General features: G+C 63.6%; 10 protein-coding genes. 5 read left to right on the forward strand and 5 right to left on the reverse strand.

What is annotated here, in order from left to right:
• Window positions 1-51: 51 nt before the first annotated feature.
• From ABAC460_RS43170 to ABAC460_RS43175, 3 genes are all read left to right on the forward strand, one after another.
• On the forward strand, window positions 52-4992 hold the full coding sequence (locus ABAC460_RS43170) for an FG-GAP-like repeat-containing protein (protein WP_023455060.1): 4941 nt from the start codon (window positions 52-54) through the stop codon (window positions 4990-4992).
• Window positions 4993-5285: 293 nt separating this feature from the next.
• Entirely contained in the window at window positions 5286-5615 is a 330-nt protein-coding gene (locus ABAC460_RS48600; protein WP_023455061.1) for a YbbC/YhhH family protein, read from the forward strand.
• Between the two features lie 37 nt (window positions 5616-5652).
• Window positions 5653-6006, forward strand: coding sequence for a hypothetical protein (locus ABAC460_RS43175; RefSeq protein WP_023455062.1), 354 nt, complete (start codon window positions 5653-5655; stop codon window positions 6004-6006).
• Window positions 6007-6163: 157 nt separating this feature from the next.
• Here the strand turns inward: ABAC460_RS43175 and ABAC460_RS50940 are convergent, their stop codons facing one another.
• Genes ABAC460_RS50940 through ABAC460_RS43195 form a run of 5 tightly spaced genes read right to left on the reverse strand, consistent with a single transcriptional unit; the run spans window position 6164 to window position 12968 of the window.
• Window positions 6164-8125, reverse strand: coding sequence for a glycoside hydrolase family 5 protein (locus tag ABAC460_RS50940; protein ID WP_023455063.1), 1962 nt, complete (start codon window positions 8123-8125; stop codon window positions 6164-6166).
• 38 nt (window positions 8126-8163) lie between these two features.
• Window positions 8164-9174: a tetraacyldisaccharide 4'-kinase gene (gene lpxK, locus ABAC460_RS43180; RefSeq protein ID WP_023455064.1), complete on the reverse strand. Its 1011-nt coding sequence runs from the start codon at window positions 9172-9174 to the stop codon at window positions 8164-8166.
• A 1-nt stretch (window position 9175) separates the two neighbouring features.
• Window positions 9176-10444: a 3-deoxy-D-manno-octulosonic acid transferase gene (locus ABAC460_RS43185; protein WP_023455065.1), complete on the reverse strand. Its 1269-nt coding sequence runs from the start codon at window positions 10442-10444 to the stop codon at window positions 9176-9178.
• Window positions 10441-11151, reverse strand: a complete 711-nt coding sequence (locus ABAC460_RS43190; RefSeq protein ID WP_023455066.1) for a lysophospholipid acyltransferase family protein — start codon at window positions 11149-11151, stop codon at window positions 10441-10443. The genes ABAC460_RS43185 and ABAC460_RS43190 overlap by 4 nt, the downstream gene beginning before the upstream one ends.
• The gene (locus tag ABAC460_RS43195; RefSeq protein ID WP_031237330.1) at window positions 11148-12968 is read right to left on the reverse strand and encodes an ABC transporter ATP-binding protein; all 1821 of its coding nucleotides are present in this window, start codon (window positions 12966-12968) and stop codon (window positions 11148-11150) included. Before ABAC460_RS43195 ends, ABAC460_RS43190 begins: the two co-directional genes overlap by 4 nt.
• 100 nt (window positions 12969-13068) lie before the next feature.
• Here ABAC460_RS43195 and ABAC460_RS43200 point away from each other — a divergent pair, with 100 nt between their 5' ends.
• Window positions 13069-13758: a protein tyrosine phosphatase gene (locus tag ABAC460_RS43200; RefSeq protein ID WP_155914726.1), complete on the forward strand. Its 690-nt coding sequence runs from the start codon at window positions 13069-13071 to the stop codon at window positions 13756-13758.
• Between the two features lie 120 nt (window positions 13759-13878).
• Complete coding sequence (locus ABAC460_RS43205) at window positions 13879-14250, forward strand: endonuclease domain-containing protein (RefSeq protein ID WP_023455069.1); 372 nt, start codon at window positions 13879-13881, stop codon at window positions 14248-14250.

The raw sequence follows: 14250 nt of genomic DNA on the forward strand, positions 1-14250 counted from the left end.
TTCAGGTTAGGGGCGATTCTGGCGACCAGATCCACATCCGGGAGTCGCCCCATGCCCTTGCCAGCCACCAAACTCTACCTCAACAGCCTTCTGACCGATCCGGCAGGGGGGTATGAACTGGCGTCCGAAACACCGGGCGACCTGTCCGATGCCTGGACCACGTTTCCGGCGTCGAGGTGGGTGTCCGGTCTGTCGGATATCAACGGTGACGGCATTGCCGACCTGATCGTTGGTGGTGCGGGCGATGACGATAAGGATGTCAATGCCGGGCGCATTTTTGTCCGCTACGGCTCGGCGAGCGGCGGATTTTCGGAGGTCCTGCCCAATTCGGTTTCGGGCTTTATCATCGACGGCATCAATCTGGGCGACCGGGCCGGTGTCGCCGTGGCGTCCGTCGCGGACATGAACGGCGACGGTCTCGCCGAAATCCTGATCGGGGCGCCGCTGATGGAAAAGGGCACGGCGGTCGACGCCGGCGCGGGCTTCGTCATCTGGGGCCGGGCGACGGGCGGGGTGGACCTGCAGGATCCGTTCACGGCGGGCGGTGACGGATACGCCATCAAGGGCGAAGCGGCAGGAGATCACGCCGGTCAGGCCATGGCCTCGATCACGGACCTGAATGGTGACGGGCGCTCGGAAATTCTCATCGGCGCGGCCGGGAATAACGCCGGCGGCAGTGACGTCGGCGCCGCCTATGTGGTGTGGGGCAAGACCTCGGCCTCCGCGGTGCAACTGACCAGTGTCGCCGCGGCAACAGGCGGATTCCGGATTGTCGGCGAGGCCGCCGGCGACGGCGCGGGCGCAACCCTGGCCAGCCTGTCGGACCTGAATGGTGACGGCAAGGCCGAGATTGTCGTTGGCGCGGCCGGCAATGATGCCGGCGGCAGTGACGCCGGCGCCGTCTATGTCGTGTGGGGCAAGGCGACCACGACCCAGGTCAATCTGACCGCCGTGGCGGCGGGCACAGGCGGCTACAAGATTGTCGGACAGGCCGGCGAGGGTGTCGGAGCCTCGATCGCCAATATCGGCGATGTCAATGGTGATGGCCGGGCCGACCTGCTGATCGCGACGGCGGCCGGCGATAGCGCCTATGTCGTGTTCGGCAAGACGACGACGGGAACCGTCTACCTGTCGGATGTGGCGGCGGGTCTGGGGGGCTTTGCTATCACTGGCGAAGCGCCGGGCGACCTGACCGGTGTTTCCGTCGCGGGTGGCGTCGACTTCAATCAGGATGGAATCGCGGATTTCGTCATCGGCACGCCCCACAATGCCGAAGGCGGCTATGACGCCGGTGCGGCCTACATCGTGTGGGGCGGCGCCGGCGGTCCCGTCGACCTGAGCAACATCGCCCTGGGCGCAGGCGGAGCCAAGATCGTCGGGGATTACGGCAGTCTGACGGGCGCCTCTGTGGCTATTACCGGCAACATGAACGGCGACGGCCGGTCGGAACTGCTCATCGGTCGTGCCGGCACGGAATCGGTCGCCGTGGTCTATGCCAGCGATCTCTGGCAGCCGGATACCAACATCTATGGCACGGCTTCGGACGATCTGATGCAGGCCGGTTACGGCGGCAGCCATCCGATCGACGATACCGCCAACAGCATCTACGCCATGGCCGGTGCGGATACGGTCACGGCCGGCGGTGGCAATGACACCCTGGATGGTAGCGAGGGCGCGGACAGCCTGGCCGGGGGCGCGGGAGACGACGTCTACTATGTGGACGACGCGGGTGACCTCACCTCCGAAGCCCCCGGCGAAGGCGCCGACACCGTCGTCGCCACGGTTGACTGGACGCTGGCAGACAATATTGAATCCCTGCAACTGGAGGGTTGGGGCCTCAGCGGCACCGGTAACAGCCTGGCCAATGCGATCACCGGGACGGGCGGCAACGACGTCCTGGACGGGCTGTTCGGCGCCGATACGCTGACTGCCGGTGACGGCGATGACAGCTACTACGTCGACAGCACGCTGGATGTGGTCGTCGAGGCGGTAGGCGGCGGCAACGATACGATCTTCAGTTCACGCAACCTGACCCTGGGGGCCAATCTCGAAAATCTGGTGCTGACCGGCGCCGCCCGGTCCGGCATCGGCAACGGTCTGGCGAACGGGTTGACCGGGACCGCCTTCGCAGACTCACTGGACGGCGGCGCCGGCCTCGACACCCTGGCTGGCGGGTTCGGCGACGATGCCTACAAGGTCGATTCGGCCGCGGATGTGGTGCTTGAGGCGGCGGGCGAGGGTATCGACACGGTGACGGCATCGGTGAACTACGTCCTGGGTGCCAATGTCGAGGTGCTGCGCCTGACCGGGGCAGCGCGCGCCGCGACCGGGAACGCGATCGCCAACGCCCTGTTTGGCACCATCGGCAGCGATTCGCTGGATGGCGGCCAGGGCGCCGACACGATGACCGGCGGCAAGGGCAATGATACCTATTTCGTCGACAATGGCGCGGACACAGTTACGGAAGCGCTGGGCGAAGGCACCGATACGGTTGTATCGACGTTTGACGGCTATGTCCTTGGCGACAATATCGAACGCCTGATCCTGTCCGGCGCCGCCCGCCATGGTACGGGTAATGGGCTGGCCAACGCGCTGACGGGCACGGCGGGGCACGATGCACTGGACGGCGGCGCCGGCAGTGACAGCCTCACCGGTGGTGCCGGCGACGACACCTATGTGGTCGACTCGACCAGCGATCGCATTACCGAAGCGGCGACGGCGGGCACCGACAGCGTCGTGGCCTCGGTCGACTGGACCCTGGGCAGCAATCTTGAAAACCTCAGCCTGACTGGGACAGCCCATGTCGGTCGCGGCAATAGCCTGGACAACACGGTCACCGGCACGACCGGCAATGACAGCCTGTATGGCAATGACGGCAACGACGTCCTGGTTGGCAATGGCGGACTGGACCGGCTGTCAGGCGGCACCGGCAATGACACCTACTACGTCGACAGTGCCGATGACCTGGTGATCGAAGGCGTGGCCGGCGGCAATGACCTGGTCATCGCGTCCTTCGACTATGTCCTGGGGGCGAATGTCGAGGTGGCGCGTATTACGGGCACGGGTCACACCCTGACCGGCAACAGCGGCAACAACAAACTGGAAGGGCTGAACGGCGACGACAGCCTGGACGGCGGGGCGGGCGACGACGTCGAACTGGGCGGAGACGGGCACGATCACCTGGTCAGCACCTCCGGCCATGATACCCTGTCGGGCGGCAGCGGCGATGATGTCTATGTCGTCCATGGCGGCACTGTGACCATCGAGGACTTTCTGGGACATGACACGCTGGATAGCCATGATGGCGTCGAGGACAACTATATCGACCTGTCGGGTGAAACCTCTTCGGAGATCGAGAACGAGGTCTGCGAACTGGGTGAGGGCGGCACGACCTTCAGCCCGCTGGATGTTCAGTTCCTGCAGGACCTGACGGGTTCGTTCGGCGATGATATCGCCATGGTCAAGACCCTGGTGCCGGCGATCGTATCGGCCCTGCGTGCGGTCCAGACCGACAGCCGCTTCGGCGTCTCCGACTTCGTCGACAAGCCGATCTCGCCTTTCGGCGCGCCCGGCGAGTGGGTGTACCGTCTGTCGCAGGGGCTGACGGCGGATGTCGCCGCCTTCGAAGCGACCTATAACAATCTGATCACCTACAATGGCGTTGATCTGCCGGAAGCGCAGATCGAGTCACTGATGCATCTGGCGCTGACGGCCGCGAACGTAGGCTTTCGTGCCGACTCCGCGCGGTTTGTGGTCCTGTTTACCGACGCGCCGTTCCACGTCGCCGGCGACGGCGCCGCGGCTGGCATACTGACGCCCAACAATGGCGACGCCGTCATCGATGGCGGCGGCATCGGCGAGGACTACCCGATGATCGCCCAGTTGAAGGCCGCGCTGGAAAGCGCCAACATCATCCCGATCTTCGCGGTGACCGCCGATGTGACGGCCTACTATTCCAACCTGGTCACCGAACTGGGCCGGGGCACGACCGTGACCCTGACGTCCAACAGCTCGAATGTCGTAGCGGCCGTGACCGGTGGACTGACGGCGGCGACCCGGACGACGATCGAAGACGCCATCGGCGGATCCGGCGACGATTCCGTCCTGGGCAGTTCGGCCGACAACAGCCTGACGGGCAATGGCGGCAACGACCACCTCTCCGGCCGCGACGGCACTGACCTGCTGTACGGCGGCTCCGGCAATGACGATCTGGACGGTGGCGCGGGGGACGACCGGGTTGATGGCGGCAGCGGCCTGGATACGGCCGATTACGCCGGCGCCGCATCGGCGGTGACCGTTACGCTCGGCACCCTGGGCGTGGCGCAGGCCACCGGCGGCGCAGGCAGCGATACGCTGGTCTCGATCGAAAACCTCGCCGGGTCGGCCTATGGCGACGCACTGACCGGTAGTACCGCGGCCAACCGGTTGACCGGGGCCGCCGGGAACGACAGCGTGTCAGGCGGTGCCGGCAGCGATACTCTGGCGGGTGGCGCGGGCGATGACGTTCTGGATGGCGGAACGGGAGTCGACATGGCCGATTACGGCGCGGCGGCCGGCGGCGTCACGGTTTCCCTGTCCTTGGCGGGAACGGCGCAAGTGACCCTGGGCGATGGGACGGATACCCTGATCTCGATGGAAAACCTGTCGGGGTCGGCCTTTGATGACGTTCTGACCGGCAGTTCCGGCGCGAACTTCCTGATCGGCGGCGGCGGCCACGATATCCTGATCGGACGCGGCGGCGCCGACCGGTTGAGCGGCGGCGGCGGGGCGGATGACTTTGTCTTCGGCCTGATCAGTGGCGCCGACACGGTGACCGACTTCAACGCCCTGGATGGGGATAGGCTCGATGTCAGCGCCTATCATGCCCAGGCGACCGCGGTGATCAGTCAGGCGGGCGCCGATACGCTGATCGACCTCGGCGGCGGCAACGTCATTACGGTGCTGAACGTTCAGGCGACCGATACCGGCTTCCTGTCGCATATAATGTGGTAGCCGATGGCGGCCTCGTGCTGGATCACGGTCCTACAAGTGCGTCCTTGATGGGAGCAACCCACTGCCGCTTTTGTTCGTCCCAGTACCGGTAGGCCCTGGCAAAACCGGATTTCAACGTCGATGAAGCGCGGCTTGGGGGAGGGCCGCATTCACACGCGTTGTCACGTTGTGTTGGTCCCTGTTATCAGGATTGCATTGGCTTGCAGTTTCAGCGATAAATTGTGCCATGGCATGCCCGTTGGGGCGCGTGCCAAAGCCCGTCGCTATGACGGGCTCCGGGCGGGGAATGAGCGATGCAGCGTGTCGTACGAACGGTGTTGGCGTGCATTATTGTCTCTTTGAGCACTATGACGAGCCCTGTATCGGCCGATTCAGAACCCGTTTGTTTCTCCGCGGACGGATGCGTTGCAACCGCGGACGTCGCCATAGAGATTGCCGAGGCCGTGCTCAAGGACATCTATGGCGCCGAGCAAATCGAGCATGAAAAGCCTCTTGTGGCGCACCTCAAGGGAGAGGTGTGGGTTGTTGAAGGTACCTTACCGCCTGGGAGAAAAGGCGGCGTCGCGGAAATCTGGATTTCCCGGCAGAACGGGGAAATCCTGAAAGTCATACACGGTGAGTGAAGGTTTTGAGCGAGGTTTTGGGGAGACGATCTGAGTCATGTTTAAGCCAGCGATAATTACGTTCGCCGTGCTGATTTTTGCCCTGGTCTCCGGCCCGGCGACAGAGAGCGCACGAGCCGCCAGCCCGCCGGAAACCGCGGCGCAAACCCGGTTGTCGCGCGAAGAGCTTCAGGCTTTGCGTCTCGCCCTGTCCGATGCCAAAGAGCGTGGCTTCAGCGTAGACGAGGCGAGCGCTAAAATCTATTCAGAGGGTGAGGATATTATCGTTCATCTCTACATAGAGGCCAGGATCGAGGGGGAGTATATACGTGCAAGTCCTTTCGGCAGTGCCGGCTACTTGGGCTACACAATTAGACATGGATCGATTGTCGATGTTGATATTCAAAAATAGCTTTTGCGACTGAATAGCACCGACAGATCCGTCAGGGATTCAATGGTTTGGAACGGCGAAATCCAGGATGGAGCGGCCACGAACTGGGAACTCCCCTCCATTAGGACGCAGTTCGTTCCTGCTGACGATGGCCGGGAATGTATAGTTGGTTGAAGGCTTACTGCCCCACCAAGGCATCCTTGATCGGCGCAACCCACTGGCGCTTCTGCTCGTCCCAGACGCCGAAGCCGCCGTCCCAGTACCAGTAGGCCCGGGCAAAGCCGCGCAAGTCCGAAGCTTTCGATACCGCCTTGGTCCAGGCGGCGCGGTCCTCCAGCTTGCCATGCATGTTATAGGCGCCGTATTCGCCCAGCAGGATCGGACGGTCATGCAGCTTCGACCATGCCGCGACCTTGTCGAAGTCGGTGTTGATCTGGGCCACTTCGGCCGCCGAACCCGTCCAGCGGATGCCGCTCAGCTTTTCGACCTCCGGGCCGGCCCAGCTGGCGCCCTGGTGCGTGAATTGGAACGGGTCGTAATAGTGGAAGGTGACGATCAGGTGGCGGTCATCGGCCGGCAGTTGTAGTTGGTCGAGATAGTCGCGGCTGTTCCAGAACACCGGCCCGACGATGACATTGCGGCTGGGGTTGGTTTCGCGCACGATGGCGAGCAGGTCAGCCGCCCATGAGTTCCACATGGTGGCGTCGATCGTGCCGTGGGGCTCGTTCAGCAGTTCGAACATCACCGTGTCCGGCGCGTCCTTGAAATGCTCCGACAGTTCGTACCAGACATTGGCCAGTAAGACCGCGCAGGCGTCGGTGTCCTTGGCGCAGTCGTCGAAGTCATGCTCGTCCAGGATGATCTGGAAGCCCTGTTTCTGCGCTTCGGCGACGACGGCGTCGAGGCGTTTCATCCAGGCCGGGTCGAGTTTTCCGTCGGGCTTCATATGGGCGAAGGTGAACAGCGGAATGCGCACGGTGGTGAAGCCGGCTTCGCGCGCCAGCTTCAGGTCGCTGTCGAGGCGGAAGGTCGAGGGCTGGCCGTTCCAATAGGGATCGTAGCCGCCGATGATATTGATGCCGGGGCCCATCTGCGAGACCTGCTTTGCGGCCGAGACGCCAGGCAGGGCCGGTGAGTTGGGAATGAGCGCGCCGAGAATGGGGCGGTTCCAATCGTCCTTGGCGAAATCCCAGACGATGAAGTCGCTGGAGAACTGCCAGTAGGCCCAGGCAAAACCGTGCTTTTCGGCCGAGCGGGCGACGGCGTCGGTCCAGACGATACGGCTTTCCAGCGGCGCCTTGTCATAGGCACCGAACTCACCCAGCAGGATCGGGCGTTTGTTGGCGTCGGACCAGGCCTTCACGGCATCGAAATCAGCATCGATCTGAGCGCGCTGGGCCTCACTGCCCCAGGTGATGCCGCGCAGCGCCATGATGTCCGGCGAGGCCCACGACGCGCCCTGGTGGGTGAAGTTGAAAGGATCGTAGTAGTGGAAGGTGGCGATCAGGTGCCGGTCATTCTCGGGGAGTTTGAGGTCTTTCAGCGTGTTGCGTGAGTTCCATTGCGTACCGCCGACAATGACGTTGCGCTGTGGATTGGTGGCGCGGATGGTGGCGAGGACCTTCGGGAACAGGGCGTTCCAGGTCGCGGCGTCCAGCTTGTCGTGCGGCTCGTTCAGGATTTCGAAGATGACGCGGTTCGAGCGGTCCTGGTAGCGCGTGGCGATCTGGCTCCACACGGCGGTCAGCTTGGTTTCGCAGGTCGCGGCGTCCTTGGAGCAGTCGGTGAAGTCGTGCTCGTCCAGGATGATGTTGAGGTCGTATTTCAGCGCCGTGTCGACCACCCAGTCCAGCTTTTTCAGCCAGGTGTCGCTGATCTGGTTTTGGGCGTCCATGTGCGGGAAGGTGAACAGCACCACGCGGACGGTGGAAAAGCCGGCATCCTTGATGGCCTTGAAGTGGCGGTCTTCGTAATTGCCTTTGCCGCCGTCCTGCCAGTAGGGATCGTAGCCGATGATGTTGACGCCGCGGCCCATCTGCGCGGTCTGGTCTTCGGCGGAGATCGGTGTGAAGGTACCGGCTGTGGCCGGCGCTGCGATTAGGCCCAGCAGCAGCATCACCGTCATCATCAGGCGCAGCATCGTCTCTCTCCCGTTTCGTATGTTCGTTGGGCGAGAGGTTAGAATCGATGGCGGGGCTTTTCAAGCAACCCTTGCAGAGCATTTGCAAAGCCGGCTTCGTTGTCGAAGCGGGCGCGAATTGGCAGGTAGTGAATGTCCTTCCGCCATATAGCGTCCAGGCGTACCCAGTCCTTTTCGGTTGTGATCTGCGTCGCGCCAAGCTCCTCGGCCTCGCCGTGCAGGTCGAACAGTTGCGTGTCGTAGAGAGGAAAGTGATCGGGGAAGGTTTTGAAACTCACCACATCACAGCCGAGGTCGCGTAGCGTGGTTTCGAACTTCCATGGCTTGGCAATGCCGGCAAAAGCCAGAAGTGGCCCGTCGATCGGTGGCTTCTCCGCTGTCAGGCGGGCAATGAAGACGGGTTTGGTGTTAAGAAGGGCCAGCAGGTCGGGGGCGGGGGCTGAGCCGTCTGGCATCCACAGGATGACCAGGTCCGCGCGCGCAACGCCTTGCGCCAGGGGCTCGCGTAGCGGGCCGTAGGGGCAGATACCGCCGTCGCCGAACGGCCAGGCGCCGTCGCGCGTATCGCCGTCGACCACCAGGATATGAACGTCCTTGGCGATCATCACGTTTTGGTGGGCATCGTCGACCACAACGGTCGTCGCCTGGGTGGCTTCGATGGCGCGCAGCCCGTCGGCGCGGTCGCGGGCAATCCAGAACGGATGGCGTTGCGCCAGCATCAGCGGTTCGTCACCAACTTCGGCGGCGTCGTGGGTTTGCGGGTCGACCTGGGTAGGGCCGGTCAGTTTGCCGCCGTGGCCGCGGGAGAGGCCGACGGCGTTGGGGAGCAGCCGCAGGATTTCGTCGGCAATCGGGGTCTTGCCCGAGCCGCCAAGCGTGACATTACCGATGCTGATGACCTTAAGCCGGGAGCGGTAGGGCTTGGCCTTGGCGGCTTTGCCGGCGTTGACGGCGAGCCAGACTTGCGACAGTGGCCATAGGGCAAAGCGCCACCATGGTGCGCCCTGGGCGCTACGGCGGTACCACCAGTCGGGTGTCCGGATCGCCATATCAGCCGGCTTTCGGGAGGAACGGCAGCAAGGCCTGCCAGACCGTATCCAGCGTGCCGGCTTCGCGACGGCTGACGTCGAGCGCGGATTGGTTGGCGATCGTGATGACGTCGGCGTGGTCGCGCAATTGCCCCACCACAAAGCCCAGTTCCTGGACGCCCTGGACTCGGAAGACCGCGCCGGCGTCCAGCAGATCAGCGAAGATGCTTTCCCAGTTGCTCGTGTCCGGGCCGGTGATCACACACTTGCCCAAACGCGCCGCTTCCAGAGGGTTGTGACCACCGATGCCGGTCAGGAAACTGCCGCCCATGATCACGATATCGGCCAGGCTGAACCACAGACCCAGTTCGCCCAATGTATCCGCCAGGTAGACATGGGTGGTGTCGGTCACCGGATCCTTCAGCGCGCGGCGGGCGACGCTCAGGCCCAGGGATTCGATATCAAGCTGGATCTCGCCGGCCTTGATCGGGTGGCGCGGCACCAGCACCAGCAAATCACCTTCGCGGATATACGGTTCCAGTATTTTGGAAATAAGCGAGTCTTCGCCATAGTGCGTGCTGGCGGCGACGATCACCCGGCGCGTGCCGAAGACCGAATGCATGGCGGCCAAGCCGGCTTCGCTGACCGGCAGCGGGTCGCCTAAGGTCTTGAGATTGGCGCGGTTTCCCGTCGTCACACCCATGCGCTGAAGACGCTCTTCGCTGGGACCGTCCTGGGCCATGACCAGGCTGTAGCCGGTCAGTAGTTGCTTCATGGATTTGGGAAATGTCTGCCAACCGCGGAAGGTCTTTTCGGTGATGCGGGCGCTGAGCAGGGCGTGCGGGATCGACCGCGCCGACAGCCCGGTCAGCAGCGCCGGCCAGATGTCGCTTTCGATAAAGACGGCCAGGTCGGGCCGCCAGTGATCGAGGAAGGCCGTCACCGCCTGGGGGGTGTCGATCGGGGCGTATTGGTGGATCGCCCCGGCCGGCAGCCGTTTGGCCAGGATCTCCGCCGAGGTGGTGGTGCCGGTGGTGATCAGGACGTGAAGGTCGGGACGTTCGGCGCGCAGGCGGGAGATGACGGGAAGGGCCGACAGGCTTTCGCCGACGCTGACGCCGTGAAACCAGACCAGTGAACCATCGGGGCGGGGCAGGCCGGCGCGGCCCAGCCGTTCGGTCAGGCGCTGCGGGTCTTCCTTGCCCTTGGCGGCACGTTTGTTCAGCATGCCGGGCGCGAAGCCGTGGACCACGCCCATGACCTGGCGGTACAGGTTCAGGGTCAGGGTCATAGGGGCGCGCCCACGATGGAGTCGGCGCGGGCGGTGACGGCGTTGAGCTGGTTCTGCATGGCCAGGCGGCCCTGTTCGAAGGTGTCTTCGTCGAGGTCGGCAGGGACGGCGGGCAGGACCTTCCACACCATGGCGCCGCGCGAAAAGGGCAGGGGCACGCGCATCCGGTCCCAGGTCCCGAGTTCGATATAGCGCTTCGTCGACTGACCCAGGCAGACCATAACCGAACCGGTGATCTGCGACAGTTTCAGCGAGCCTTCGGTCATTTCACGGCGCGGGCCGCGCGGGCCATCCGGCGTGGTCGCAGCGCAGTTGCCGGCGCGCAGCCAGCGCAGCAGGTCGCGGAAGGCCTGGGCGCCGCCCTTGTTTTTCGACGGATCGGACTTCTTGGCCTTGGAGCCACGGATCGAGTGACGGCCGAAGGCGCCATTGACCTTGGAGATGACGTCGCCAAATTTCGACTGTGAACTGAGCACGGCCACCGGCTGGGCGTCGACCGTGGGCCAGCTGGCATGGCCGAAATGCAGGCGTTCGTGCCAGAACATCAGCACGACCGGGCGGCCCGATGCCCAGACCAGCTTGACCTCATCCTCGCCCTCGACGGTCCATTTGGTCGTGGCGTAGCAGAACCGCAGATAGGCGATGAGCAGGTCGGCGATCAGGTTGCGCAGCCACGGCTTTTCGGTCAGCTTCTTCTTGTCGATCATGGCGTGGCGACCGCCTCCGGCACCGGCGTGTCTTCGAACTGGTGCGCCGCCAGGCTGGCATAGAGGCCGCCGGCGCGGATCAGGCTATCGTGGGTGCCGCGTTCGACGACCTCGCCCTTGTCCAGCACCAGGATCTGGTCGGCATGGCGTACGGTCGACAGGCGGTGAGCGACCACAAACGTCGTGCGGCCCTTCATGAGACGTTCCAGGGCCTCCTGGACCTTGACCTCGGACTGAGTATCCAGCGCCGAGGTGGCTTCGTCGAGCAGGAGGAGAGGGGCGTCCTTCAGGAAGGCGCGGGCGATGGCGATGCGTTGTTTCTGGCCGCCCGACAGGCGCGAGCCGGCTTCGCCGACCCGGGTGTCGTAGCCATCGGGCAGGGCTTCGATGAAGTCTTCGGCGGCGGCGTCGCGGGCGGCACGGCGGATGTCGTCGTCGCTGACAGTGCCGTTGCCATAGGCGATATTGGCGCGGATGGTGTCGTCGAACAGGAACGGGTCCTGGGTCACCAGGGCGATGCGGCTGCGCAAAGACGTCAGGCCGATCTCGCGGTGGCTTAAGCCGTCAAAGCGGATATCGCCGTCCGTCAGGTCGAAGAATCGTGGAAGCAGGTTGAGCAGGGTCGACTTACCCGAACCCGACGGGCCGACCAGGGCGACACTGGCCCCCGCCCACGCGGTGAAGCTGATGTCGCGCAACACCGGCGTGTCACCATAGGCGAAGCCAGCCTTGTCAAATGTCACCGTCTGGAACTCGCGCGGCAGTTCGGCAGCGCCGGGTTTGTCATGGATTTCGGGTTCGATATCCAGCGCGGCGAACAGGCGGCGCGAAGCGGCGATGCCGACGCTTAAGGTCCCTTGCAGACCGGCCAGTTGGCGCAGGCTCTGGCCGGCGGTCAGCAGGGCGGTCAGGAAGGCGAAGAAGCTGCCCGCCGTCATGGCGCCGGACTGGGCGCGCCAGCCGACATAGGCGATCAGCCCGGCCAGCAGCAGGCCGGTCATGACCTCGGTCGCCGGTGCGGCCATGGAACGGGCATTGGCGCCCTTGACCAGGTGGCCCTGGCGGCGATCGATGACGGTGCGGACGCGATCTTCCTCGAAGGCTTCCTGGTTGGCGACCTTGACGATGCGGATGCCGTCGAGGCTTTCCATAATGGCGGTCGACAGCGACGACGTCTCGTCCATAGCGCCCTGGGCGGCCTTGCGCGTCTGTTTCAGGTACTTGGTCATGACGGCCGAGATCACCGGCCCGGCCAGCAGCACGGCAAGGGTCATTGGCCAGTCGAGGGTGAACATGGCGTAGAGGCTGCCCAACACGATCAGGGCGGCCTGGACGTAGTTGACCAGGCCGGTCGAGGCGGCTTCACGGACCAGGTCGGCGTCGTAGAGGACCGAGGACAGGTACTGGCCGGAATGGGCCTTTTGCAGCCGGCCGAGATCGGCATGGACCAAGCGTGAGAACAGCTGGGCCTGGATGCGGCCGACCAGGCCGTTGCCGACCAGGTTCAGCGTGGTGGTCAGTCCGCGCTGGGCAACAAAGCGGACCAGGGCGGCGGCGGCGATGACGCCCGGCACCCAGATCAGCGGCTGGGCCAGGATGAAGTCGGGAAGATTTTGCGTACCCTTGGGGATGCCGAAAAGCAGGTTGACCGAGGGTTCCAGCCACTTGGTCATGACCACGGTCATGGCGGCCACGACGACCGCGCAGGCCACAGCAAAGCCTAGGCGCGCCTTGTGCGGCGCCAGGTATTGCGTCCACACCCGGACCATGAGCGCCTTTTGGCTCATTTCGGCGGGCGTTGTGGGCAATGGCGGCATAGATGGCTCTGTATTAGTCTCTGGCAAATTGTCCACGGGCGGTTATATAGGCATTTCCTGAGGCCTGTCGCGTCTTTATGTGTTAATCGGACCTACGTTTTTGAAGCTTTTCCCGAAGAAAATCCACGCCAAACCCTTCCGCACCGATACGGCGTGGAACCGCTTCTGGACGCGGATGCACTTCCTGTGGGCGGACCATGCCTATCTGCGGGTGGGCTTCACCAATGCCCACTGGATCGGGCCGGACATGGTGCGGACCAACCAGCCGTGGCCGTTCCAACTGGCGCACTGGAAGAAGAAGGGGATCAGGACCGTCATAAACCTGCGCGGCGGCAAGGGGTCGTTTTACTATCTCGAAAAATATGCCTGCGAAAAGCTCGGGCTGATCCTCGAGGATTTCGGCTTGACCTCGCGGTCGCTGCCGACAGCGCAGGAGTTCCGCGACGCCAAGGCCTTGTTCGAGCGGATACAGTATCCGGCCCTGTTGCATTGCAAGTCGGGGGCGGATAGGGCGGGGATGATGAGTGTTCTGTACTGTCACTTTCACCTCGGTCAGCCGATCGAGGTGGCGGCGCAGCAGTTGTCGATGAAGTACTTGCACATGAAGGCGGGGATGACCGGCGTGCTGGACCACTTGTTCGAGGTCTATCTGCGCGACGTGGCGCCGAAGGGTGTGCCGTTTTACGACTGGACCCAGTCGGAGGACTACGATCCTGCAGCGATCAAGGCGAATTTCACCGCATCGTGGTGGGGGACGTTGATGACGGAAAAGCTGCTGAGAAGAGAGTAAATCTTACTTATCCTCCACCGCTTGCGGGGGAGGTGTCGAGCAAGCGAGCCTTCTTCAGGCGAAGCGCGTCGAGACGGAGGGGGCGTTTCGCCCTTTGAGCTGCCGTGTTAGACACGAAACATGCGCACCGGAGCCAAGACGAACTTAGCGAGAAAGTTCCGCAAGGAGATGACCCATGCGGAGGTGCTTCTTTGGCTTGGGCTAAAAGGGCATTCAAAGGAAGGCATGACGTTCAGACGGCAACATCCTGTTGGCCCGTTCATCCTTGATTTTTACTGTGAGAAGGTAAAGCTGGCGATCGAAGTTGATGGCGAAGCGCATGCGCGTGGAAACCAGCCCGAGAAGGACGAAGTTCGGGACAAATGGTTGGCGGGTTGTGGTATCGAAACCCTCCGCATTCCGGGTTTTGAAATCATGGCCAATTCCGTATTCATCTCGGAAAGTATCGTTCAAATGGTTCGTGATCGACTTGGTTTGACGGCGCCTGAGTAG

Source organism: Asticcacaulis sp. AC460, from assembly GCF_000495795.1.
GTDB lineage: Bacteria > Pseudomonadota > Alphaproteobacteria > Caulobacterales > Caulobacteraceae > Asticcacaulis.